The 24831-nt window shown below is 67.0% G+C and carries 21 protein-coding genes; 14 read left to right on the forward strand and 7 right to left on the reverse strand.

What is annotated here, in order from left to right; genetic code table 11:
- Window positions 1–2: 2 nt before the first annotated feature.
- Together RR928_RS10885 and RR928_RS10890 are read right to left on the reverse strand one after the other, a co-directional pair.
- Window positions 3–1517, reverse strand: coding sequence for an amidohydrolase family protein (locus tag RR928_RS10885; protein ID WP_332534274.1), 1515 nt, complete (start codon window positions 1515–1517; stop codon window positions 3–5).
- 93 nt (window positions 1518–1610) lie between these two features.
- Window positions 1611–3206 (reverse strand): long-chain-fatty-acid--CoA ligase, encoded by a 1596-nt coding sequence (locus tag RR928_RS10890; protein WP_332534272.1) that lies wholly within the window; start codon window positions 3204–3206, stop codon window positions 1611–1613.
- 118 nt (window positions 3207–3324) lie between these two features.
- Here RR928_RS10890 and gcvT point away from each other — a divergent pair, with 118 nt between their 5' ends.
- From gcvT to RR928_RS10950, 12 genes are all read left to right on the forward strand, one after another.
- Entirely contained in the window at window positions 3325–4491 is a 1167-nt protein-coding gene (gene gcvT / locus RR928_RS10895) for a glycine cleavage system aminomethyltransferase GcvT (RefSeq protein WP_332534271.1), read from the forward strand.
- Between the two features lie 91 nt (window positions 4492–4582).
- Window positions 4583–4957 carry a glycine cleavage system protein GcvH gene (gene gcvH, locus RR928_RS10900; protein WP_332548377.1) on the forward strand — a complete coding sequence of 125 codons (375 nt, stop codon included), beginning with the start codon at window positions 4583–4585 and terminating at the stop codon, window positions 4955–4957.
- Window positions 4958–5035: 78 nt separating this feature from the next.
- Entirely contained in the window at window positions 5036–7954 is a 2919-nt protein-coding gene (gene gcvP / locus RR928_RS10905; RefSeq protein ID WP_332548378.1) for an aminomethyl-transferring glycine dehydrogenase, read from the forward strand.
- A 100-nt stretch (window positions 7955–8054) separates the two neighbouring features.
- Complete coding sequence (locus RR928_RS10910; protein ID WP_332682497.1) at window positions 8055–10250, forward strand: PAS domain-containing hybrid sensor histidine kinase/response regulator; 2196 nt, start codon at window positions 8055–8057, stop codon at window positions 10248–10250.
- Window positions 10251–10254: 4 nt separating this feature from the next.
- Window positions 10255–10911, forward strand: coding sequence for an RluA family pseudouridine synthase (locus RR928_RS10915; protein WP_332534264.1), 657 nt, complete (start codon window positions 10255–10257; stop codon window positions 10909–10911).
- A gap of 130 nt (window positions 10912–11041) precedes the next feature.
- Complete coding sequence (locus RR928_RS10920) at window positions 11042–12166, forward strand: branched-chain amino acid ABC transporter substrate-binding protein (protein ID WP_332534262.1); 1125 nt, start codon at window positions 11042–11044, stop codon at window positions 12164–12166.
- 86 nt (window positions 12167–12252) lie between these two features.
- Window positions 12253–13182 (forward strand): high-affinity branched-chain amino acid ABC transporter permease LivH, encoded by a 930-nt coding sequence (gene livH, locus RR928_RS10925; protein ID WP_332534261.1) that lies wholly within the window; start codon window positions 12253–12255, stop codon window positions 13180–13182.
- Window positions 13182–14435 (forward strand): high-affinity branched-chain amino acid ABC transporter permease LivM, encoded by a 1254-nt coding sequence (locus RR928_RS10930; RefSeq protein ID WP_332534260.1) that lies wholly within the window; start codon window positions 13182–13184, stop codon window positions 14433–14435. Before livH ends, RR928_RS10930 begins: the two co-directional genes overlap by 1 nt.
- Entirely contained in the window at window positions 14432–15199 is a 768-nt protein-coding gene (livG, locus tag RR928_RS10935) for a high-affinity branched-chain amino acid ABC transporter ATP-binding protein LivG (protein ID WP_332682501.1), read from the forward strand. The genes RR928_RS10930 and livG overlap by 4 nt, the downstream gene beginning before the upstream one ends.
- On the forward strand, window positions 15199–15909 hold the full coding sequence (locus tag RR928_RS10940; protein ID WP_332534258.1) for an ABC transporter ATP-binding protein: 711 nt from the start codon (window positions 15199–15201) through the stop codon (window positions 15907–15909). Before livG ends, RR928_RS10940 begins: the two co-directional genes overlap by 1 nt.
- Window positions 15910–16179: 270 nt before the next feature.
- Window positions 16180–16938: an SDR family NAD(P)-dependent oxidoreductase gene (locus tag RR928_RS10945; RefSeq protein ID WP_332682504.1), complete on the forward strand. Its 759-nt coding sequence runs from the start codon at window positions 16180–16182 to the stop codon at window positions 16936–16938.
- A gap of 385 nt (window positions 16939–17323) precedes the next feature.
- Window positions 17324–18304 carry a Bug family tripartite tricarboxylate transporter substrate binding protein gene (locus RR928_RS10950; protein ID WP_332534255.1) on the forward strand — a complete coding sequence of 327 codons (981 nt, stop codon included), beginning with the start codon at window positions 17324–17326 and terminating at the stop codon, window positions 18302–18304.
- A gap of 68 nt (window positions 18305–18372) precedes the next feature.
- On the opposite strand, the gene RR928_RS10955 is transcribed toward RR928_RS10950, so the two are convergent.
- The 4 genes from RR928_RS10955 to RR928_RS10970 all read right to left on the reverse strand — a co-directional run bounded on the left by RR928_RS10955 (window position 18373) and on the right by RR928_RS10970 (window position 22186).
- A complete protein-coding gene (locus RR928_RS10955; protein ID WP_332534253.1) occupies window positions 18373–19647 on the reverse strand; it encodes a saccharopine dehydrogenase family protein in 1275 nt (424 codons plus the stop codon).
- 44 nt (window positions 19648–19691) lie between these two features.
- A complete protein-coding gene (locus RR928_RS10960; protein WP_332534252.1) occupies window positions 19692–20789 on the reverse strand; it encodes a carboxynorspermidine decarboxylase in 1098 nt (365 codons plus the stop codon).
- A 17-nt stretch (window positions 20790–20806) separates the two neighbouring features.
- Complete coding sequence (locus tag RR928_RS10965; protein ID WP_332548382.1) at window positions 20807–21145, reverse strand: helix-turn-helix transcriptional regulator; 339 nt, start codon at window positions 21143–21145, stop codon at window positions 20807–20809.
- Between the two features lie 123 nt (window positions 21146–21268).
- Window positions 21269–22186, reverse strand: a complete 918-nt coding sequence (locus RR928_RS10970) for a LysR family transcriptional regulator (RefSeq protein ID WP_332534249.1) — start codon at window positions 22184–22186, stop codon at window positions 21269–21271.
- 155 nt (window positions 22187–22341) lie between these two features.
- Here RR928_RS10970 and RR928_RS10975 point away from each other — a divergent pair, with 155 nt between their 5' ends.
- Window positions 22342–23550, forward strand: coding sequence for an MFS transporter (locus tag RR928_RS10975; RefSeq protein ID WP_332682508.1), 1209 nt, complete (start codon window positions 22342–22344; stop codon window positions 23548–23550).
- Here RR928_RS10975 and RR928_RS10980 read toward each other — a convergent pair whose 3' ends face one another.
- Window positions 23551–24453 carry a LysR family transcriptional regulator gene (locus tag RR928_RS10980; protein ID WP_332534245.1) on the reverse strand — a complete coding sequence of 301 codons (903 nt, stop codon included), beginning with the start codon at window positions 24451–24453 and terminating at the stop codon, window positions 23551–23553.
- Window positions 24454–24616: 163 nt separating this feature from the next.
- On the opposite strand from RR928_RS10980, the gene RR928_RS10985 reads away from it, so the two are divergent.
- Window positions 24617–24831 (forward strand): pirin family protein (locus RR928_RS10985; protein WP_332682510.1); only part of this gene is annotated, 215 nt, incomplete at its 3' end.

Raw genomic sequence — 24831 nt, forward strand, 5'->3', positions numbered from 1 at the left:
GCTCACAAAGGCAGGCGCAGATACCGGTAGGCGTTCTTCCAGAAGAACGGCTCGCGAAAGCCCGCATACGCGGGCTTTTCCATGAGGGCCAGCCATTGTTCGAGATACTGCCGCGTGCGCGTGACGACTTCGGGCATATGCCAGTCGGAGCCGTAGGCCATCTTGTCGAGCAGCTCGAATGGCTGCTGCGCCGCGCGCGCGCGCTGCAGGTTGGACTCCAGGCGCGCGGGACCGTCATCCGCCAGCAACTCGGTCAGGTAGCCGACTTCGCAATAGACATTCGGATAGCGCGTGCACAGCTCGCTCACGATGCGCGCAAAATTGTCTGCATGCTGCCAGGCCTCGTCCGAAACCGCGAACCAGCCCGCTGAATGCAGCGCGCCGTTGCGCAGGTTGCCGCCGCCCGCATGGCCCAGGCACAGCCGCAGTCTCTGCCAGCGCGGCTGCTCCAGCAGCGCCTGCCAGTGGCGTGGATGGGCGTTGGCGCCCAGCCGCAGCCGCGTCTGGAAGCCCACGGGCGTGCAGTGCGCGAACACCGGCAGATCGCGCGCAATGCAGAAGTCGAAGAACGCATCGACGCGCGCCTGGATCGGCGCGTCGTTGCCCGTGGGCTTGAAGCCCATGGCCGGATAGAACTTGAAGCCCGCAAAACCCTTGCCCAGCGAATGCAGCGCGCGCGCATGCCAATCTTCGCGCCGCGGATCGAATGCGGCGAAACCGAAGACGCGCGCCGGGTGCGCGCGCTGCAGCGCCTGCATGCGGTCTTCCTGCACGGGCTGCAGCGGATAGAACGGCGCCTCCTGTCCGGGATAGGCCATCTGCATGTCGATCAGGTAGTGCGCGGCCTGCAGCGGCGGCAGGCCCGCGCCATAGCTCGCAAAGAGCTTCTGCAGCAGCTGCTCTTCCGAATGCAGCAGGGTCAGGAAGAAAGCGGGATAGTTGACGACTTCACCCCAGGCCATGGGGTCCATGAGCCGCGTCACGACCCACAGCGCCTTGCGCACCACGCGCTCGGCCCATTGCAGGAAGTCCGAGAAGCGGGCGTTCATTTCGGGGATCTGCTGCACTGCGACCTCCTCGGCTTCGGGCGCACGCGGCCCGGGCCAGCCTTCGGCCGCGTAATCGATCTGGTCCAGCGTCAGCAGGATGTCCATGAATTGCGAGGCACGCAGGCGATCGAACACCGGCGCCTCGAGCGACTGCTCGAGCTGCGGCAGCACGCCCTGCTCCACGGCGGCGAGCGAGCCCGTGCCCAGCAGCAGCTCGTACTCGACCATGCGCCAGATATGCTCCAGGCACTCGATTTCCAGCGTGTCGTCGGTGGCCTGCGAAAACACGGCTTCGACGGGAACGACCGCATACGCCGAGCCCGTCAGGGCCTGCAGCAGGCGCGCGACCTGGCGCGCGAGCGGGCTCGCGTCGCGGCCCATCGCATGGGCGATGACGCTGGCCAGCGGCAGGTAGCGCGCGTTGAACAGATGCGTGTGCAAATCAAAGATGCGTGCGGGCAGCGGCATGACTTCCTCCCTGATCTGCTGTCATTACACCGAAAAAAAGGCCCCTGCAGCCAATGCAGGAGCCCTTGATCCGGGTATTGCAGCCTGCGAACCTCAACGCGGCTGGCGCAGCAGATGTTTCTGGATCTTGCCGCTGGTGGTCTTGGGCAGCGACTCGACAAAGTGATAGCGGCGCGGGCGCTTGTAGGCCGCAAGGCGGTCGCCATGCACCAGGAAAGCGTCTAGGCCGGCCGCGTCGGCGGCAGCGGCAGCGGCGGCGGCCTTGCGCACCACATGCGCCACGACCACCTGGCCCCAGCGTTCATCGGCCTCGCCGACCACGGCCACTTCGAGCACGCCAGGGTGCTCGACCAGCGCATCCTCGACTTCGCGCGGATAGACGTTCTCGGCGCCCGAATTGATCATGTAGTCCATGCGGTCGCGAATCCACAGATAGCCGTCCGCGTCCAGATGACCCATGTCGCCCGTGTGGTACCAGCCATGGGCCAGGGCGCGCGCGTTGGCGTCGGGCCGGTGCAGATAGCCGGCCATCATGCAGGGCCCGCGCACCAGGATCTCGCCGACTTCGCCGACGGCGCAGCGCAGGGCGGGATCGGTGGGGCTGCCGTCGGCGGGAATGCGCGCCACGACCAGGTCATGGCTCAGCGCCGGCAGGCCGGCCGAGCCCGCGTGCGACAGCTGCTCGTGCGGGTAGAGCACCGACATGCAAGGCCCCATCTCGGTCGTGCCGAACACCTGCACCAGGCCCGAGCCTACCTGGCGCGTCCATTCGCGTATCAGGTGCGGCGCCATCGACGCGCCGCCGTATTCGACCAGGCGCAGGCTTTGCGTGTCGCGCGCGGCCAGCGTGGGCTCGTGCAGCAGCATGGAGACCATGGTCGGCGCGGCGAAGAAGAACGTGACTCTTTCGGCCTCGACCAGGCGCCAGGCTTCGGCGGCGTCGAAGCGCCGCTGCAGCACCAGCGTCGCGCCCACCTGCAGCCGCGGCAGGAAGCTGGTGTGCAGCTCGGCCGTATGGTTGAGCGGAGCGACCGACAAACCCACATCCTCGCGGCGCAGCTGCATCACCTGGTGCATCAGCGCGTTGTGCGCGAGCTTGCTGCGGTGGCTGTGCAGCACGCCCTTGGGCCGGCCTGTGGTGCCGCTGGTGTACATCAGGATGCAGGGGTCGGTCTCGTCGACGCTCACCTGCGGCGCGTCGCTCGCGTGCCCCGCGGCCAGCGCGCTCAGGCGCGTGCCCGCGCCTTCGGGCGTGGCGTCGGCCGCACCTTCATCGGCATAGATCCAGTGCGCCGGACGCGCGCTGTCGTCGCCCAGCAGGGCCTGGGTGCGCGCCACGACCTCGGCGACTTCGCGCTCGAAGACCAGCGCACGCGCGTTGCCGTCCTGCAGGATGAAGGCCAGCTCCTGCGGCGCAAGCCGGTAGTTGATCGGATTGAACACCGCGCCTATGCGCGCCGCGGCCAGCAGCGTGAACACAAAGGCCGGCGTGTTGTAGAGAAAGGCTGCGACCACATCGCCGCGCGCGATGCCCAGCGCCAGCAGGCCATGGGCATGGCGGTTGACTTCGGCGTCGAGCTGCGCATAGGTCCAGGCGCGGCGCTCGCCGCCCTCCCAGGCGACCAGCGCCTCCTTGTGGGGCAGGTAGCGCGCGGGCCAGGACAGGGTATCGCCCAGGGTGAGTTGCATTGAAAATCTCCGGGAATTCACGAATCTTGCGGGCCAGTGTAGGCTTGGGCTTATCGCCAATGGAAATTTGCATATGGCGCTGCGGCCTGGCCCAGCGCCTGCCTGACCGGAGAACGCCATGACCACCGTGACCAGCCCTCCCACGCCCCATTTCCCCCAGGCCGCTGCCGGCGAACTGCTGCCCACGCCGCTGCATTCGCTGCACCTCGAACTTGGTGCGCGCATGGTCGATTTCGCGGGCTACCACCTGCCCGTGCAGTTTCCCCAGGGCCTGATCGCCGAGCACCAGCACACGCGCGCGGCCGCCAGCCTGTTCGATGTCTCGCACATGGGCCAGCTGCGCCTGGTCGGCGCCGACACCGCGGCCGCACTGGAAAGCGTGATGCCCATGGACCTGCTGGACCTGGCGCTGCACCGCCAGCGTTACGGCCTGCTGCTCAATGACCAGGCCGGCGTGCTCGACGACTTGATGCTGATCCAGCGCGGCAACGATTTCCTGCTGGTCGTCAACGGCGCCTGCAAGCACGCCGACCTCGCCCACCTGCAGGCGCATATCGGCGCGCGCTGCGAGATCACGCCGCTGAGCGAACAGGCGCTGCTCGCGCTGCAGGGGCCGCTGGCGGTGGATGCGCTGCAGCGGCTGGTGCCCGGCGTCGAGCAGCTGCTGTTCATGGACGGCGCGGCCTTTGTCTGGGAAGGCAGCGAGCTGTACATCACGCGCAGCGGCTATACGGGCGAGGACGGCTTTGAGATTTCGCTGCCCGGGCCCATGGCCGAAGCCTTTGCGCGCGCGCTGCTGCACCACCCGGAAGTCGCTGCCGCGGGCCTGGGCGCGCGCAATTCGCTGCGCCTGGAAGCCGGGCTGTGCCTTTATGGCAATGAACTCGACACCACGACCACGCCCGCCGAGGCCGGCCTGCTGTGGGCGGTGCAGAAAGTGCGGCGCACCGGCGGGGCGCGCGCCGGCGGCTTTCCCGGCGCCGAGCGCCTGCTGGCGCAGATTGCCGAGCCCGCGCTGCGCCCGCGCCAGCGCGTGGGACTGCGCGCGCTCGAGCGCATTCCGGTGCGCGAGCCCGCGGCCCTGCTCGATGCCGGCGGCCGGCAGGTGGGCCAGGTCACGAGCGGCCTGCTGTCGCCCACGCTCAACCAGCCCATTGCCCAGGCCTATGTGGAATCCGCCAGTGCCGCGCCCGGCACAAGGCTGCAGGCGCTGGTGCGCGGCAAGCCCGTGCCCATGGAAGTCACGGCCATGCCATTTGTTCCCAGCCGCTATTACCGCGGATGAAGTCCGTCATCTGACGCCCGGGAGGCCGCCGACGGGATACAGTGCGAACTACGGCCTTGCGCTTTTCTTTTTTGTTTTTCCTGGAGTTCTCATGAGCGTTCAATTTTCCAAAGACCACGAGTGGATCAACGCCGCCGACCCGGCCGCTGCCGTGGTGGGCATCACCGTGCACGCGCAGGACGCGCTGGGCGACGTGGTGTTTGTCGACCTGCCTGAAGTCGGCAAGACCTTCGCCCAGGGTGATGTCGCCGGCGTGGTCGAGTCCGTCAAGGCCGCGGCCGACATCTACATGCCGGTGAGCGGCGAGATCGTCGAAGTCAACGAGGCGCTGCGCGACGACCCTTCGCTGGCCAATTCCGACCCGCTGGCCGGCGGCTGGTTCTTCAAGATCAAGCTCAGCGACCCCGCGCAGCTGGACGGCCTGCTCGACGAAGCCGCCTACACGGCTTTCGCGCAGAGCGCGTAAACGCGGGAACTGCGCCGCGCGACCGGGCTTTCGTGGCCCGGCAATCCCATTGCTTCAGCCTTTTCCACAGGTCCTGCCATGACGATGCCCCATGTTCCCGCGCTGCATTCCCTCGAAAACCCCGACGAATTCATTGCCCGCCACATCGGGCCCGGCGAGGCTGACGAAGCGTTGATGCTGTCGGTGGTTGGCGCCGCCTCGCGCGCCGCGCTGATCGCCGAAATCGTTCCGCCCGGCATCGCGCGGCACACGCCCATGCAGCTGCCGCCGGCCGTGGGCGAAGCCCAGGCGCTGGCCGAACTGCAGCAACTGGCCGCGCGCAACCAGCAGCTCAAGAGCTTCATCGGCCAGGGCTATTACGGCACGCACACGCCGGGCGTGATCCTGCGCAACGTGCTCGAGAACCCGGCCTGGTACACCGCGTACACGCCTTACCAGGCGGAAATTTCTCAGGGGCGCATGGAAGCGCTGATCAACTTCCAGACCATGGTCTGCGACCTCACGGCCCTGCCCATCGCCAATGCATCGCTGCTCGACGAGGCCACGGCCGCGGCCGAAGCCATGACGCTGGCGCTGCGCATGACTGCATCGGCCAGCCGGCGCTTCGTCGTTTCGGCCGGCACCCACCCGCAGACGATTGAAGTCATACGTACTCGCGCGCAGCCGCTGGGCATAGAAGTGCTGGTGCCCGACTCGCCTGCGGCCTGGCAGCGCGCACTCGAAGGCGATTATTTCGCGGCGCTGACGCAGTACCCGGCAACCGACGGCCGGATCGCGTATCTGGGCGCCGACGCCACGCAGGTCCATGCGCGCCAGGCGGCGTTCATCGTCGCCACCGATCTGCTGGCGCTGACGCTGCTCACGCCGCCCGGCGAATGGGGCGCCGACATCGTGGTCGGCAGCAGCCAGCGCCTGGGAATGCCCATGGGCGCGGGCGGGCCGCACGCGGCCTTCATGGCCTGCCGCGATGCCTACAAACGCGCACTGCCCGGACGCATCGTGGGCGTGAGCCGCGACACCCAGGGCCAGCCCGCGTACCGGCTCGCGCTGCAGACGCGCGAGCAGCACATCCGGCGCGAGAAGGCGACCAGCAATATCTGCACCGCCCAGGTGCTGCCCGCGGTCGTGGCGAGCATGTACGCGGTCTACCACGGCCCCGAAGGCCTCACGCGCATCGCGCTGCGCATCGCGCGCTACTGCGCCATCCTCGCCCAGGGTCTCAAGCAGCTGGGCCGCACAGTGGCCGAGCACGGCAGCTTCGACACCTTGCTGGTGCACTCCGGTGCGGCCACCGAGACGCTGGCGCAGCGCGCCGTGGGCCTGGGCGCGAACCTGCGCCGCTATTCGCCCGAAGCGCTGTGCATCGCGCTCGACGAGACCACGACGCGCGCCGACCTCGCGCTGCTGTGGCAGATATTTGCCGCGCCCGGTCAGGCGCTGCCCGACGTCGCGGCGCTCGAAGCCGGCACGGCGCTGCGCATTCCCGCGGCGCTGCGCCGCACCAGCCGCTTTCTCACGCACCCGGTGTTCCAGCGCCACCACGCCGAAACCGCGATGCTGCGCTACATCCGCGCGCTGTCGGACAAGGACCTGGCGCTGGACCGCACGATGATTCCGCTGGGCTCATGCACCATGAAGCTCAATGCCACCAGCGAGATGATTCCCATCACCTGGCCCGCGTTCGCGCAGATCCACCCGTTCGCGCCCGCCGACCAGCTCGCGGGCTACCGGCAGCTGGACACCGAGCTGCGCGCCTGGCTCTGCGAAGCCACGGGCTATGCAGGCGTCAGCCTGCAGCCCAATGCCGGCTCGCAAGGCGAATACGCGGGCCTGCTGGCCATCCACGCCTACCACGCGGCAAACGGCCAGGGCCAGCGCGACATCTGCCTGATTCCTTCGAGCGCCCACGGCACCAACCCCGCGAGCGCGCAGATGGCCGGACTCGAAGTCGTGGTCACGGCCTGCGATGCCCAGGGGAATGTGGACCTGGCCGACCTGGCCGACAAATGCGAGAAGTACAGCGAGCGGCTGTCGTGCGTGATGATCACCTACCCCAGCACGCACGGCGTGTTCGAGGCCCGCGTCGAGGAGCTGTGTGCGCTGGTGCACCGCCACGGCGGGCGCGTCTATGTCGACGGCGCGAACATGAACGCACTGGTGGGCATTGCCGCGCCCGGCGCGTTCGGCGGCGACGTGAGCCATCTGAACCTGCACAAGACGTTCTGCATTCCGCATGGCGGCGGCGGCCCGGGCGTGGGCCCGGTCTGCGTGGTCGAAGACCTCGTGCCTTTCCTGCCCGGCCATGCGAGCACGGGACTGCATTCGGGCGTGGGCGCGGTCAGCGCCGCGCCGCTGGGCAATGCCGCGGTGCTGCCCATCAGCTGGATGTACATGCGCATGATGGGCGCGCAAGGCCTCAAGCATGCGAGCGAGATCGCCATCCTGAGCGCCAACTACATCAGCTGTCGCCTGCAGGAGCACTACCCCACGCTGTACGCCAGCCCCAGCATGAACGTCGGGACGCAAGGCCGGCGCGCACGCGTGGGCCACGAATGCATTCTCGATCTGCGCGGCTTCAAGGCCACCAGCGGCGTCACGGCCGAGGACGTGGCCAAGCGGCTGATCGATTACGGCCTGCATGCGCCCACGCTGTCGTTTCCCGTGCCCAACACGCTGATGGTCGAGCCCACGGAAAGCGAGCCGCTGGAGGAAATCGAGCGCTTCATCGCCGCCATGATTGCCATACGCGCGGAAATCCGGGCGATAGAATCGGGCGAAGTGTCGCGTACCGACAACGTTCTGAAGAACGCGCCGCATACCGCCGCCGCACTGCTGGCCACCGAATGGCCGCATGCGTACAGCCGCGAACAGGCGGCCTTTGCGCAGCCCGCGCTGCGCCACGCCAAGTACTGGCCGCCCGTGGCACGCATAGACAACGTGCATGGCGACCGCAACCTGCACTGCAGTTGCATACCATTGGAGTCTTACCTGAGCTGATTGTCCGCCCACTTGGCCCCAGGCTTGTGAGGCCGCGGGCGCGCGCTTAAACTCGCGGCGTCTGCGCAACCTCTGGCGTACGGCCACTGCACCACCTCACATGAGCCGTCCCGACCTGTCCTTTCTCCTGCGCAAAGACGATCCCCTGGGTCTGCACGCCCTCATGGGGCCGGATGCCCAGGATCTGACGCCTCTGCCGTGGACCGAGGAAGTGCTTGAGCCCATTGCCGAGGAGCCGCTGGCCGCGCTCGTCGCCGAGCTGCGCAACTACCAGCACGAGCTGGAGATCCAGAACAAGGTGCTCGACTACAGCCAGGCTGTGGCCGAAAGCGCGTCCGAGCGCTTCGAAGCGCTGTTCGCGAGCATTCCGCTGCCGCTGCTGGTGCTCGACGAGCACGACATGGTGATCCAGGCCAATGCCATGGCGCACAACGCCTTCCAGCCCACGGAGCGCGACCGCATCCTGGTGTCGTTCATGCCGCTGGTCAGCGAAAAGCACGCCGACCGCGTCTGCGAAGCTTTCATGGAAGCGCGCGAACGCGGCGGCAGCGAAGTTCACGAGGTGGTCTTCTCCATCAATTCGGAAATCAACCTCTGCGGCGACCTGCATATCGCCTGCATAGAGATTCCGCAGAAAAAAGGGCCGCCGATTGCCCAGTTCCTCTGCGCCGTCGTCGACCAGGGTCCGCTGCTGGCCGAGCGCCTGGCGCTGCAGGAGCGCAACAACCAGCTGTTCGCCAGCGAACGCCGGCTCGAGTCGGTGATCAACTCGAGTCTGGACGCCATCCTGTGCGTCGACAGCGCGCAGCGCATCACGGTGTTCAACCCCACGGCCGCGGCCTTGTTCACCTGCGCCGCCGAGGATGCGCTGGGCAGCCCGCTAGAGCGCTTTCTGCCCGATGCCGCGAGCGCGCTTGAATTCGCCGCGCTGACCACCCAGGCCGTGCTCGGCGAGATGGAAGCACGCACCGCCAGCGGCAAGCAGCTGGCCGTCGAGGTGAGCCTGGCCTTCGTGCAGCACAGCGGCGGCGAAACCACCACCACGGTGTTCGCGCGCGACCTGAGCAGCCGCAAGAAAGCCGAAGCCCACCGCAGCGAGCTCGAAGCGCAGCTGCGCGAATCGCACAAGATGCAGGCCGTGGGCACCATGGCCGGCGGCATTGCCCACGACTTCAACAACATCGTCGGCGCCATCCTGGGCAATGTCGAACTTGCGCGCGCCGACTGCCCCGAGAATTCCGCGATGCTCGAAAGCCTGCTCGAAATCGAGAAGGCCGGCCGGCGCGCACGCGATCTGGTGCGCCAGATCCTGACTTTCAGCCGCAACGAGCCGCCCAAGCGCGGCGCCGTACAGGCCGCCGAAGTGATACGCGACACCGAACGCCTGCTGCGCGTCACGCTGCCGCCGGCAATTGCGCTGCACTCGCATATCGCGCCCCAGTTGCCACCGCTGCTCGCCGATGTGACCCAGGTCGAGCAGGCGCTGTTCAACCTGACCACCAATGCCGTGCACGCCATCGGCGACGCGCGCGGCATGGTGCAGGTCACGGCCAGCCTCACGCTCGCCGACCAGCGCCTGAGCGACCGCCTGGGCCTGCCGCTGGCCAACTATGTTGCGCTCAGCGTGCAGGACAACGGCCCGGGAATCGACGCCGCCACGCTGCAGCGCATTTTCGAGCCGTTCTTCACGACCAAGCCCGTGGGCCAGGGCACGGGCCTGGGCCTGGCCGTGGTGCATGGCGTGATGCGCACCCATGGCGGCGCGGTCGACGTCTCCAGCGTTCTCGGCGAAGGCAGCCGCTTTACGCTCTATTTCCCCGTGGCCAGCGGTTCGGCGCCGGTGATCGCCACGCCGGTAGCGCGCCGCCCGGCACTCAACGCGCCTGCCGCGCCCGACGCGCAGCCCGGCGGCGTGCCGCGCCGCCATGTGATGTATGTCGATGACGACCAGGCGCTGGTGTTCCTGGTGCAGCGCCTGCTGCGCCGGCGCGGCTACGACGTCAGCGGCTTCACCGATCCGCGCGAGGCCATGGCCGCGCTGCAAGCTGCGCCTGCCCATTACGACCTGCTGGTCACCGACTACAACATGCCCGGCTTCTGCGGTGTGGATCTGGTGCGCGCCGCGCTCGCCACCCGCCCCGACCTGCCGGTGGCGCTGGCCTCGGGCTATGTCACGGCCGAAATCGAGGCCGAGGCATTGGCCGCGGGCGCGCGCGCGCTGATCCACAAGCCCAACGATGTCGAGGAGCTGTGCACCACCGTCGACCAGCTCATGAACCAGCCGCTGCGCGATTGACGTGATGGCGATGTGCGAAGGACTGCGCTGCATCGCGGCCGATGACGCGCTGCTGGTGCTCGATAAACCCTCGGGCCTGCTGTGCGTGCCCGGACGCGGCGAGGACAAGCAGGACTGCCTGAGCGCGCGTGCCCAGGCGCAGTGGCCGCAGGCGCTGGTCGTGCACCGGCTCGACATGTCGACCTCGGGCCTGGTGCTGATGGCGCTGTCGCCGCTGGTGCAGCGCCAGTTGAGCCTGGCGTTCGAGCAGCGCGCGGTGCACAAGCGCTATGTGGCCGTGGTCCACGGAATCCTGACTGCCCACGGCAGCGACGAATGGCAGACCATAGACGCGCCGATTGCGGCCGACTGGCCGCGCCGGCCGCTGCGCATCATAGACGCCGCGGGCAAGCCCAGCCAGACGCGCTGGCGCGTGCTGGCCCACGATCCGCCGGGCTGGCCCGGTTGCACCCGGGTCGAGCTCGAACCCATCACCGGTCGCACCCACCAGCTGCGCGTGCATCTGGCCCATCTGGGACACCCCATCCTGGGCGATGCGCTCTACGCCGACGGCCCGATCGCAGCGGCTGCACCGCGGCTGCTGCTGCACGCCCAGCAACTCGGATTGACCCACCCGCAAACGGGCGACTGGCGCGCATTCGAGCTGTCCGCGCCGTTCTGACACGAGCGCTCGGCGCACGGATTTACGCTGAAGCGCACACACCACGCTTCGTCCCCTGGCATATACCCTATTGCAGGCTTTGCGGGCTCGCATAAGCTGGGACTCCTACACGCCATTCAAGGAGATCGCCATGCAAAAACCGTTTCGCCTGTCTGTTCTGGTCGCCTCTGCGGGTCTGGTCGCCGCGGGCCTGCTTCCTGTGGCCCATGCGCAGAACATCCGCATTGCCATGGTCATTCCGACCACGGGCGCGCTGACCCAGTACGGCGACATGGTCAAGGAAGGTGCGTCCACGGCCGTCGAAATGATCAATGCCGCGGGCGGCATCCAGGGCAAGAAGATAGAACTCGTTCCGGTGGACGACGCCTGCGAGCCCAAGCAGGGACCGGTCGCGGCCAACCGCGTGGTCAACGCCAAGATCGGCTATGTGGTCGGACCCGTGTGCTCGGGTGCGGCGATTGCCGCCGCGCCCATCTACAACAATGAAGGCGTGGTTGTGGTGACGCCTTCGGCGACCTCGCCCGCGCTGACCGACGGCAAGAACTTCCACTACATCTTCCGCACCATAGGCCGCGACGACCAGCAAGGCCCGTCGGCGGCCAAGTTCATCATCGAGAAGGCCAAGCCCAAGAAAGTCGCGGTGGTGCACGACAAGCAGTCGTACGGCCAGGGCATTGCGACCTCGGTGCGCGACGCGCTGAAAAAAGCCAACATCAACGTCGCGCTGTTCGAAGGCATCAACGCGGGCGACAGCGACTACTCGGCGGTGATCACCAAGCTCAAGAGCAACGGCGTCGACTTCGTCTACTACGGCGGCTACCACCCCGAAATGGGCCTGCTGCTGCGCCAGGCCGCCGAGCAAGGCCTCAAGGTGCGCATGATGGGCCCCGAAGGCGTGGGCAACCCGGAGGTCAACGCCATCGCCGGCAATGCGGTCGAAGGCATGCTCGTGACCCTGCCGGCCGACTTCGCGGCCAATCCCAAGAACGCGGCCGTGGTCAAGGCGTTCAAGGACCAGAAGCGCAACCCTTCGGGCGCGTTCCAGCTCACTTCGTACGCGGCCGTGCAGGTGCTGCTCGACAGCATCAAGGCCGTGGGCGACAACCCCGCCAAGGTCGCCGACCATCTGCACAAGACCAACTTCGAGACCGCGCTGGGCACCGTGGGCTGGAACAAGCAGGGTGACCTCAAGGCCTTTGACTTCCAGGTCTTCGAGTGGCATAAGGACGGCAGCAAGACCGCGGCGGCCAAGTAAGGCCTTCGCCACGCACACCAAGGGCCGCGCAGCCGGGCTGGCGGCCCTTGGTACAGACAGTCATTTCTGCCGGAAGGTGGTGACCGATGGATGATTTCCTGCCCCAGCTGCTGCAGCAGCTGTTCAACGGGCTGTCGCTGGGTGCGATCTATGCGCTGATCGCCATCGGCTACACGATGGTCTACGGCATCATAGGCATGATCAACTTTGCCCACGGCGACATCTACATGATCGGCGCCTATGTAGGCCTGGTCACGCTGACAGCCGTGGGCACCCAGGGCGGCGTGCCTATATGGCTGGTGATAGGCCTGATGCTGGTGGTTGCGGCCATCATCACCGGCGTCTACGGCTTCGTCGTCGAACAGGTGGCCTACAAACCGGTGCGCAACAGCCCGCGGCTGGTGGCGCTGATCTCCGCCATCGGCATGTCGATCTTCCTGCAGAACTGGGTCGCGCTGGGCCAGGGCGCGCGCGACATGGCTGTGCCGCAGCTGCTGCCCGGCGCGCTGCAGTTCGGCGGCGGCAGCGGCGGCTTCGAGATCTTCATACCGTATACGCGCATCATGATCATCGTCGTCGCCGTGGTGCTGATGGTGCTGCTCACGCTCTACATCCGCCACTCGCGCATGGGCCGGGCCTCGCGCGCCTGCGCTCAGGACATGCACATGGCCAACCTGCTGGGCATCAACACCCACCGCGTCATTTCCTTCACGTTCATCCTGGGCGCGGTGCTCGCGGCCGTGGGCGGCGTGCTGATCGCCCTGGCCGTGGGCAAGCTCAACCCGTTCATCGGCTTTCTGGCCGGCATCAAGGCCTTCACGGCGGCCGTGCTCGGCGGCATTGGCAGCATTCCCGGCGCCATGCTCGGCGGCGTGCTGCTGGGCGTGGCCGAGACGCTGGCCGCGGCCTACATCTCCTCCGAATACAAGGACATCGTGGCGTTCACGCTGCTGGTGCTGATCCTGCTCGTGCGCCCCACCGGCCTTCTCGGAAAACCTGAGGTGGAGAAAGTTTGATGACGACGGCTTCCCTGCTTAGGCACAACCTGCGCGACGCAGTCATCGCCGCCGTGCTCACGGCGCTGGTCACCATTCCCATCTTCGGCCTGCACCTGGAGCGCGCGGGCGGGCGCACGCTGATCGTGCCGCACTGGACCACGGTCGCCTGGGCCTGCGCGCTGGTGTTCGTGGTGCAGCTGCTGCGCCCCTGGCTCGCGCGCGGCTGGGCGCGCGCGCCGCGCATCCAGCGCCCGGCCCTGCCCGCGGCCACGCAGCGCCAGCGCCAGGGCCTGATGCTGGCCGCGCTGCTGATCGCCGTTTCCTGGCCGTTCTTCGCCGGCCGCAATGCGGTGGACATCGCGACGCTGGCAATGATCTACGTGATGCTGGGCCTGGGCCTGAACATCGTGGTGGGTTTTGCCGGGCTGCTCGACCTGGGTTTCGTCGGCTTCTACGCGGTCGGTGCCTACACCTACGCACTGCTGTTCCACTGGGCCGGCTGGAGCTTCTGGGAAGCGCTGCCGCTGGCCGGCGCCATGGCCGCGATGTTCGGCTTCGTGCTGGGCTTTCCCGTGCTGCGGCTGCGCGGCGATTACCTGGCCATCGTGACGCTGGGCTTTGGCGAAATCATCCGGCTGCTGCTGATCAACCTGACCACGCTCACGGGCGGGCCCGACGGCATTTCGGGAATTCCCAAGCCCACGGTGTTCGGGCTGGAACTCACGCGCAATGCCAGCACCGAAGGCGGCACCACTTTTCACCAGTTCTTCGGCCTCGAGTTCCAGTCGCTGCACATGGTGATCGCGCTGTACCTGATGGCGCTGACGCTGGCCCTGGTCACGCTGTGGATCTCGAGCCGGCTGATACGCATGCCCATAGGCCGGGCCTGGGAAGCGCTGCGCGAGGACGAGATCGCGAGCCGCTCGCTGGGCCTGCACCCGATGAAGATCAAGCTGTCGGCGTTCACGCTGGGCGCGATGTTCGCGGGCCTGGGCGGGGCTTTCTTCGCCGCGCGCCAGGGCATAGTCAACCCCGAATCGTTCACCTTCATCGAGTCGGCGCTCATTCTGGCCATCGTGGTGCTCGGCGGCATGGGCTCGCAGCTGGGCGTGATCATCGCCGCCATCCTGCTCACCGTGCTGCCCGAGCTGGCGCGCGAGTTCTCCGAGTACCGCATGCTGATCTTCGGCCTGGTGATGATTCTGATGATGGTCTGGCGCCCGCAAGGCCTGTTGCCGATGAAGCGCCACCATCTGGAGGTCGGCCCATGAGCGCGCCGCTGCTTGAAGTCGAGGCGCTGAGCATGCGCTTTGGCGGCCTGCTGGCCGTCGACAGCGTGGGCTTTGCGCTGCAGCCGCGCGAAGTGTTTGCCATCATCGGCCCCAACGGCGCGGGCAAGACCACGGTGTTCAACTGCATCAGCGGCTTCTACCAGCCCAGCGCGGGCCGCATCGCGCTGGCCGGGCGCAGCATTGCAGGCCTGGGCAGCCACAACGTCGCGCGCCGCGGCGTGGTGCGCACCTTCCAGAACGTGCGGCTGTTCAAGTCCATGACCGCGCTCGAGAACCTGCTGGTCGCCCAGCATCGCCAGATGCGCACCTCGTTTCTCGCCGGGCTGTTCAACACCGCGGGCTACCGGCGCGCCGAACAGCAGGCGCTGGACAACGCGCTGCACTGGCTAGATTACATGGGCTTGCGCACCTACGCCAACCGGCCCGCGGGCAATCTTGCCTACGGCCACCAGCGCCGGCTGGAAATCGCGCGCTGCATGATCACCGAGCCCCAGGTGCTGATGCTCGACGAGCCCGCCGCGGGGCTGAACCCGCAGGAAAAGAAAGACCTGCAGCACCTCATAGACCAGCTGCGCCAGCAGCACGATGTCGCGGTGCTGCTGATAGAGCACGACATGGGCCTGGTCATGGGCGTCTCCGAGCGCATCCTGGTCATGGAGTACGGCAAGCCGATCGCCACGGGCACGCCCGAGGCCATACGCCACGACGAACGGGTCATCAAGGCCTATCTGGGAGAGGCCTGATGGCGGCAATGCTGCAACTTGAAAACGTGTTCACCCACTACGGCGCGATCTGCGCGGTCAACGACGTGAGCCTGGAAGTGCACCCGGGCGAGATCGTGACGCTGATCGGCTGCAACGGCGCGGGCAAGACCTCGCTGCTGATGACGCTGTGCGGCACGCCGCGCGCGACCAGCGGCCGCGTGGTCTACGAAGGCGAAGACATCACGCAACTGCCCACGCACCTGATCATGCGCAAGGGCATTGCGATCTCGCCCGAAGGCCGGCGCGTCTTTCCCCATCTCACGGTGGCCGAGAACCTGATGATGGGCGGCTTCTTCCAGAGCAAGGAGCAGATAGGCGACGGCATGGAACATGTTTTCCAACTGTTCCCGCGGCTGCGCGAGCGCGCGCGCCAGCGCGCGGCCACCATGTCGGGCGGCGAGCAGCAGATGCTGGCCATAGGCCGGGCGCTGATGTCCAAGCCGCGCCTGCTGCTGATGGACGAGCCCACGCTGGGCCTGGCGCCGCTGATCATCGCGCAGATCTTCGAGATCATCCAGACCATACGCGCGGCCGGCGTCACGGTGTTCCTGGTCGAGCAGAACGCCAACCGCGCGCTGCAGATTGCCGACCGCGGCTATGTGCTGGAGACCGGGCGCGTGGTGCTGCAGGACACCGGGGCCAATCTGCTGCGCAATGATGCGGTAAGAGCGGCGTATCTGGGGGCGTAGGTCGCCTGGTTGTTTGACTCTGGAATACCGGCCCTTCGACGGGCTCAGGGCGAACGGCGAAAACCGTTCATGCCGCGCTTGGCCGGGCGCGCCCGTCAAACGATGAACGGCCTGTCAATGGCAAAAGACAATGGGGGGCGCGCGAGAAGAATCCGTTCGGGCTGAGCCTGTCGAAGCCCCGGCATTCAGGAAACCGTCCTCCTTTTGTGCCCAGCCCTCTCGACGCACGCTACTGCACCTGCGTTCCCCCCACGCCATTACCATTACCCCATGACATCCCATCTGATTTTCCTCACCGGCGGCTCGCGCGGCATGGGCCTGGCCATGGCGCGGCAGCTGCTGCATCCCGGCCACCAGCTCATCTGCCTGGCCCGAAACACCAACGACGATCTTGCCGCCGCAGCCGCGGCCGCGGGCGCCCCGCTGGCGCAGTGGCAGGTCGATCTCGGCGACCCGGCCCAGGCCGCGGCGCGGCTGACCGACTGGCTCAAGCAACAGCCTTCGGGCCGATACCGGCAGGCCACGCTGATCAACAACGCCGGCGTGATGCCGCCGATCGCGCCGCTGTCGTCGCTCACTGCGGCCGAACTGTCGCCCGCGCTGCGCGTGGGCTTCGAGGCGCCTATGCTGCTCACCGCGGCCTTCCTGGGCGCAACGGAGCATTGGCCCGCCGAGCGCAAGGTGCTCAACATCTCCTCGGGCCTGGGCCGGCGCGCCATGGCCTCGCAGGCCGCCTACTGCGCGGCCAAGGCCGGCATGGACCATTTCACGCGCTGCGTGGCGCTCGAAGAAGCGCTCAAGCCGCATGGCGCCAAACTGTGTTCGCTCGCACCCGGCGTGATCGACACCGACATGCAGGTCCAGCTGCGCAATGCCGATCCGGCGGCGTTTCCCGATCTGCAGCGCTTTGCCGCGCTCAAGTCCCAGGACCAGCTGGATTCACCCGAGCAGGCCGCGGCCAAGGTGCTGGCCTGGCTGCAGCGCGCCGACTTCGGCGCCGAAGCCGTAGCCGATGTGCGCCAGGCCTGAAAGACAGGCACCAAAGGCCCGTTGACGTGGCCTGCTATACCCCGCGCCTGCAAGCGCCGGGGTAACAAAATGCAGTAAGCTCCTGCTCCCAGCCCGCGTCCCGTGGGCCACACAGGGCAGTGCACCAGATCGGCTGCATTGCCGGTGATCGCGCAGTCGGCAACCCCGCTGTGCATGGCACGGGCTGTGAGACGGCAATGGCCTTGCGCCTTGCCGTCCCTCTACGACCTAGAGACAAACACCCATTGATGGCGGAAACACCCTCCCCGATCATCGAATCTGCCCATTTTGTTTCAGCTAGCGGCTGCGATGCCCGATGGCCACCAGCTGTCGCGCGCGTCCGGCCCGCTGTTCTTCTCGATCCGTCAACGGAGTTTGTTGTTCCATGTTTCGCCCACTGATTACCGCCACTGCCGTGGCCTGCGCCTTCACGGCGAGCTTTGCCAGCGCTGCCCAACCTGCCGCCGAATACCCGACCAAGCCCATCCGCATGGTCATTCCCTTCCCCCCGGGCGGAGGCACCGACATCCTGGCCCGCGTCGTGGCCAACAAGCTCACCGAAGTCACCAAGTGGACCGTGGTTCCCGAGAACAAGGCCGGAGCCGGCGGCACCATTGGCATCAGCGATGCCGCCAAGTCCGCGCCCACGGGCTATGACATGGTCATGGGCCAGAAGGACAATCTGGTCCTGGGCCCCTACCTCTACAAGAACCTGCCCTGGGATCCGGTGCGCGACCTCACGCCCGTCGCCCATGTGGCCTACACGCCTGTCGTGATCGCCACCAGCGTCAACTCGCCCTACAAGACCGTGGCCGATGTGCTCGCCGCGGCCAAGGCCCAGCCCGGCAAGATCACCTACGGCTCGCCGGGCAACGGCACGAGCATCCACATTGCCGGCGTGCTGCTGGAAAAAGCCGCCTCGGTGCAGCTGACCCACGTGCCCTACAAGGGCTCCAACCCCGCGCTGATGGATGCGCTGGCCGGCAATGTCGATCTGCTGGTGTCGTCCGTACCTTCGGCCATTGCCCAGATCAAGGCCGGCAAGCTGCGCGCGCTGGCCGTGACTTCGGCCAAGCGCTCGACCTCGCTGCCCGACGTCCCCACGCTGGCCGAAACCGGCATCAAGGGCTTTGACGTGAGCACCTGGTACGGGCTGTTCATGCCCGCGGGCACGCCCGCGGCCATCGTTGCCAAGGTCAACGCCGAAGTCAACCACCTGCTGGCCATGCCGGAAATCCGCGACGCCATCCTGGCCCAGGGCGCAGAGCCCCAGGCGATGAGCGTGGCCAACTTCGACAAGATGTTCAAGGCCGACTACAAGGCCTCCAAGCAGGTCGTCGAAGACTCGGGCGCGAAGATCCAGTAAGCCCTCTGCTCCGGCTGCAGCGCCCTGCCCCCTTCAAGGGGTCAGGGCGTTTTGCATGCCGGGCCTGTTCAGCGCGCGTTGGCGCGCAGCTTCTCCTCGGGCAGCTGGGCGTCCAGCAGGCGGTCGCCCTGCGCATCGCGGATGCGCGTTTCCAGGCCCATGCGGTTCATCAGCGCGATGAACGGCACCGGGTCGAGCTCCTCGACATTGGCCATCTGGCCCACATCCCAGATGCCGTTGGCAATCAGCAGCGCCGCGGCTACGGCCGGCACGCCCGCGGTGTACGAGATCGCCTGGCTGCCCACTTCGGCAAAGCTCTCGCCATGGTCGCAGCTGTTGTAGATCAGCACCTCGTGCGGCTGGCCGCCGCGCTGGCCCTTGATCAGGTCGCCAATGCAGGTCTTGCCCTGGTAGTCGGGCGCAAGCGACGCGGGGTCGGGCAGCACGGCCTTGACCACTTCCAGCGGCACCACCTCCAGACCGCGCGCCGTGCGCACCGGTTGCTCGGACAGCAGGCCCAGGTTCTTGAGCACCGTGAAGACGTTGATGTAATGGTCGCTAAAGCCCATCCAGAAACGGATGTCGGGCACGTCCAGATGCTGCGACAGCGAGTGCAGCTCGTCATGGCCGGTGAGATAGGTGGTGCTCACACCGGTGACCGGCATGTCCCAGTCGCGCCGGTGCTCGAACATCGCATTCGCCTTCCAGGCGCGGTTTTCCCAGGACCAGACCGTGGAGACGAACTCGCGGAAGTTGATTTCCGGATCGAAGTTGGTCGCGAAATAGCGGCCGTGGCGGCCCGCGTTGATGTCGATGATGTCGATGGAGTCGACGCGGTCGAAGCAGTGGTCCAGCGCATAGCGCGCATAGGCGTTGACCACGCCCGGATCGAAGCCCACGCCCAGGATGGCCGTCACGCCCGCATCGCGGCAGGCCTGGCGGCGCTTCCACTCGTGGTTGGCGTACCAGGGCGGGGTCTCGCAGACCTTGAGCGGGTCTTCGTGGATGGCGGTGTCGAGGTAGGCGGCACCGGTCTCCAGGCAGGCCGCGAGCACCGACATGTTGAGAAACGGCGAGCCGACATTGATCACGATCTGGCTGTGGGTCGCGCGGATCAGGAACTTGGTCGCCTCCACGTCCATGGCGTCCAGCGCATGCGCCTGCAGCGTTCCAGGCTGCTGCAGGCTGTGCTTTTCATGGATGGAATCGATGATGGCCTGGCATTTGGCCAGCGTGCGCGAGGCAATGTGGATATGGCCAAGGCGGGCATTGTTTTGTGCGCATTTGTGCGCCACGACCTGTGCCACCCCACCCGCGCCGATGATCAGAACATTACGCTTCATTGAATCACTCCCTCTGTTTCGTTCACATGCTTTGGTCGGCCGCCTCAGGACAGGCTCGCGACGTAATCCTCAAAAGTGAATTGGCGCACCAGGCGCTCGCTGCCGTCGAGTTCGCGCACGGCAATGGCCGGCATGTGTATGCCGTTGAACCAGTTCTTCTTGACCATGGTGTAGGCGCCGGCGTCGGCAATCGACAGCCGGTCGCCGACCTGCAGCGGTCTGGCCAGGCGCGCGTCGCCGAAGATGTCGCCGGCCAGGCAGGTCTTGCCGCAGACCTGGTAGACATGTTCGCCCTTGCCGTCGCCCATGGCCGCGGTCTCGCGGTAGATCAGTAGGTCCAGCATGTGCGCTTCGGTCGAGCTGTCGACTATGGCCAGCGGCTTGCCGTTGAAGCCCAGGTCGAGCACGCTGACCTCGAGCGTCGTGGTCTCGCGCACCGTGGCTTCGCCCGGTTCGAGATAGACCTGCACGCCATGGTCCTGCGCAAAGCGCCGCAGCCGCGCGCAGAACGCGTCCAGCGGATAGCCGGGCGCGGTAAAGCGTATGCCGCCGCCCAGGCTCACCCATTGGAGCCGGCCCAGGATGGCGCCATAGCGCTGCTCGACTTCGCTCAGCAAGGCATCGAAGCGCGCAAAGTCCTGGTTCTCGCAGTTGTTGTGGATCATCACGCCGTCGATGGCGTCGATCACGGACAGGATGCGCGCCGGATCGGCCTCGCCCAGCCGGCTGAAGGGCCGCGCCGGATCCGCCAGGTCGAAGCCGGCGCAGCTCACGCCGGGGTTCAGGCGCAGGCCGCGGGGCAGCGCGCGCGTCAGCGGCGCGAAGCGCTCGAGCTGGGCAATGGAGTTGAAGATGATCTTGTCGCTGTGGGCAACGACTTCCTCGATCTCGTGGTCGGCAAAGGCAACGCTGTAGGCATGGGTCTCGCCGCCGAACTTCTGCTGGCCCAGCTTGACCTCGTAAAGCGATGACGAGGTCGTGCCGTCCATGTGTTCGCGCATCAGGTCGAACACCGACCAGGTGGCAAAGCACTTGAGCGCCAGCAGCACCTTGGCGCCCGAATGGGTGCGCACATGGTCTATCGTTTGCAGGTTGCGCAGCAGCGCGGATTTGTCGATGAGATAGTAAGGAGTGGGGATCATTTCAAAGGTGATTAACGCTAGGGTTCGCCGTCCTTGGCGGACCTCAGGTCGCGCTTGCGCGCTCGGATGACGGGCCGGTCTTCGCCCAGATGGTCTATGACCACCGCGGGTCGATCGGAAAAGCGCGCGACCAGCGCCAGCTCGCCACCCACGCTGGCGACGTAATGCCGCAGCGTGGACAGCAGCATGTCGCTGCGTTTCTCGAGCCGGGAGACGGTGTCCTGGCCCACGCCCAGGGCAAGCGCGAGGTCTTCCTGGGTCCTGCCTGCGTTCTTGCGCAAGTCCTTGAGACGGACCATGGCCAGCGGCGCAGGGGCCGGCAGCGACGCGGGATCAGGCATACGCTTGGTCGCCATAATGCAATTCCTTGAAGTCCGGAACGGACTCGGAATATGACTTTAACGACATATGGCGGGCACTGCATATCCGCCCGCCAATAGCGGCATGGAACGTGCGACTTTGCACGCCGGGCGCTGCCGTCAGCCCTGCGGCCGGGCCGCGATGCAGGACTGCAGAAAATCCAGGAAAGCGTGTACCTTGCGCGAATGCCGGCGGTTGGGCAGATACGCCGCATGGATGCTCACGCGGTGCTCGCGTGGATTGATCTCGTAGTCCGCGAACAGCCGCTGCAGCCGCCCCGCCTGCACGTCGTCCTCGACCAGCCAGTGCGACAGCAGGGCAATGCCGGCCCCGCCCAGCGCGGCATCGCGCAGCATGTCGCCGCTGTTGGCCGCGAGCCGCCCGTTGACCTCCACGCCCAGTTCCTCGCCCGCGCGCAGGAAGGACCAGCGCTGGGGCCCGGCCTGGTATTGGTAGGCATAGCGCAGGCACTCGTGCAGGCCCAGGTCGGCGGGCTGTGCGGGCATGCCGTGGCAGCGCAGATACTGCGGGCTCGCGACCACATAGCGGTGATGCCCGGAAAGCTCGCGCACGATCAGCTGGGGCGCGTTGTCCGGCACGCCTATGCGCACCGCGACATCGATGCGTTCCGCGGCCAGATCGACATAGGCATCGGACAGCACCAGCTCCAGCGAGACGCGCGGATGCCCATGCAGGAATCGGGCGATATGCGGCCCCAGGCACAGCCGGCCGAACGTGACCGGCACCGACACGCGCAGCGGGCCCACGGCCTCGACGCCGCCGTCGGACACGCTGGCGTCGGCTTCATCAAGGTCCGAGAGCAGCCGCGTGATCTGCTCGAGATAGGCCGCGCCCGCATCGGTCAGCGCGACCTGGCGCGTGGAGCGCGTGAGCAGTGACACACCGAGCGAGGCCTCCAGGCCGTCGATCAGCCGCGTGACCGACGAGGTCGCGACGCCGCGGCGCTGGGCGGCCTTGGAGAAGCCGCCGGTTTGCGCCACATCTATGAAAGCGCGCAAGGCTTGAAGTTTGTCCATGACTCATATTTGCGTTTATCGCAACCGTGCATTGCAGACAAAGCATATTCCATTACGGGAACGCAAAGATTAATCTCTGGGCATCGCCAACACAAGGGTTTTCCCGAGGCACACTTTTGTTGTCGGCTCCCGCCACCGATTTCCAGGAATCCACCATGTCCGCCCAACCTGCATCCAGCCCAGACCCCACTCCAGCCTCGACGACCGCGCTGCCCATGTCGCTGACCCTGCTGCTCGCCAGCGGCGCCGGCCTCGCGGCCGCCACGCTCTACTACAGCCAGCCCATGCTGGGCGTGCTGGGCGCCGACATGGGAGCTTCGACGCAGTCGGTGGGCCTGCTGCCCACGCTGACGCAGCTGGGCTATGCGCTGGGCATTCTTTTCCTCGCCCCGCTGGGCGACAAATACGACAGGCGCCGCATCATTCTGGGCAAGGCGGCCGTGCTGTGCGCCGGGCTGCTGCTCGCGGCCCTCGCGCCGTCGCTGGCGACACTGCTGGCCGCGAGCCTGGTCATAGGCCTGTCGGCCTCGCTGGCCCAGGACATCGTTCCCGCGGCCGCGACGCTGGCGCCCGCGGCCCGGCGCGGCAAGGTCGTGGGCACGGTGATGACCGGCCTGCTGCTGGGCATTCTGCTGTCGCGCGTGGTCAGCGGTTTCGTCGCCGAGCAATGGGGCTGGCGCGCGATGTTTGCCGCCGCCGCGGTGAGCATCGCCTTGCTGGGCCTGGCCGCCTGGCGGCGCCTGCCGCGCTTTGCCGTGACCACGCAGCTGCCCTACATTGCGCTGCTCGCCTCGCTGGGAGCGCTGTGGCGCGCACACCCCGCGCTGCGCCGCGCAACCCTGGCCCAGGCCCTGCTGTCTATAGGCTTCAGCGCGTTCTGGTCGACCCTGGCCGTGATGCTGCATGGCGCGCCTTTCCATCTGGGCGCGGCCGCAGCGGGCGCGTTCGGCCTGGCCGGCGCGGCCGGCGCGCTGGCCGCACCGCTGGCCGGGCGCATTGCCGACAAGCACGGCCCCGCCCTCGTGACGCGGCTGGGCGCAGGCCTGGTGACACTGTCGTTTGCGGCCATGGCGCTGGCCGGCTTCATTCCTGCGGGCGCGCAACTGGGGCTGCTGGTCGCAGCCGCGATAGGCTTCGATCTGGGAATACAGGCCGCGCTGATTGCCCACCAGAGCATCATCTACGGCCTGGACCCCGCGGCGCGCAGCCGCCTCAATGCGGTGCTGTTCACGGGAATGTTCATCGGCATGGCCGTTGGCTCGGCGGTCGCCGCCCAGCTGTTCGCGCATTTCGGCTGGATGGCCGTGACCGCGCTGGCCACCGGCACGGCGCTGGCAGCGCTCATCCTGCGCCTGCGCCGCTGATCAGAACGGCAGTATGCCCGGCAGCAACGGCCGGTCCAGCCGCTGAATCCACCACTTGAGCGCTTCGCCCATGCGCTCGGTGCTCCAGGCCAGCCAGAATGTCTCGGGCGGGCGCGGCTGTTCGATCTGCAGCTCGACCAGCACGCCCTGCTCCAGGTCGGCGCGCACGCAGGCGCGCGGCAAAAATCCATGGCCCAGGCCCGCGGTCTGGGCCGCGATCTTGGCCTGCATGCTGGGCACGGTGATGCGCCGCTGGCCCATCAGCAGGCCCACGGTGCGGTCGGCCGACGAGCGCGCGCCGTCGCCCACGACGATGGCCGTGTGTTCGAGCAGATCGTCGCGCACCAGCGGCCGCTGCAGCTTTGCCAGCGGATGCGTGGGCGTGACGCAGAAAGCGAACTCCAGGCTGCCCACGGCCACGGCCTTGTAGCCGCCGCCGGGCGGGCCTTCGCCCGCGGCGACGATCAGATCGGCCCGGCCTTCGCGCAGCATTTCCCAGGTGCCGGTCATTGCTTCGCTGCCTATGCGCAGCCGCGTGCCGCAGTTCAGGTCCTCGAACGCGCAGATGTCGGGGTTGAACGCGCTGGTGGGAATCAGCGAGTCGTGCACCAGCCGCAGCTCGGCCTCGAAACCCGTGGAGATCTGCCGCATGCGCGACTCGAGCTGGCGCGCCGCGGCCAGCAGCCAGCGCCCTTCCTTGAGCATTTCCTGGCCCGCGGGGGTCAGCGTCACGCGCGGGCCGTTGCGCACGAACAGCGCCAGCCCGAGCTGGTCTTCGAGCTTGGCGACCGCGTAGGAGATGGTCGACGGCACCTTGTACAGGCGCTCGGCGGCGGCGGCAAACGAGCCATGGCGCGCAATGGCATCGACGATTTCTATGGCTTCCAGCGACAGTTTGAGCATGGCAACTCCAAAAATTCCATATTCGAAATTATCGATGATGAATCGCCAAAACCTTCAATCTACAAGCGGCCCAAAAGCGAGAAACTACATTCATAGCAGCAAGGAACGCAGCAAAAACGCTGAAAACCTTGCATGAATTTCATCGAACGAAAGGGCACACATCATGATCGAAATCCGCAAAGCAGACCACCGCGGCCGCGCCAACCATGGCTGGCTGCAATCGCGCCACACCTTCTCGTTCGGCAGCTACCGTGATGCCAACCAGCAAGGCTTCTCCGACCTGCTGGTGATCAACGACGACCGCGTTGCCGCCGCCCAGGGCTTTGGCACCCACGGCCACCGCGACATGGAAATCTTCTCCTATGTGCTTGAAGGCGA

The sequence above is a fragment of the Comamonas sp. genome, from assembly GCF_036666375.1.
Taxonomy (GTDB): Bacteria; Pseudomonadota; Gammaproteobacteria; order Burkholderiales; family Burkholderiaceae_C; genus Comamonas.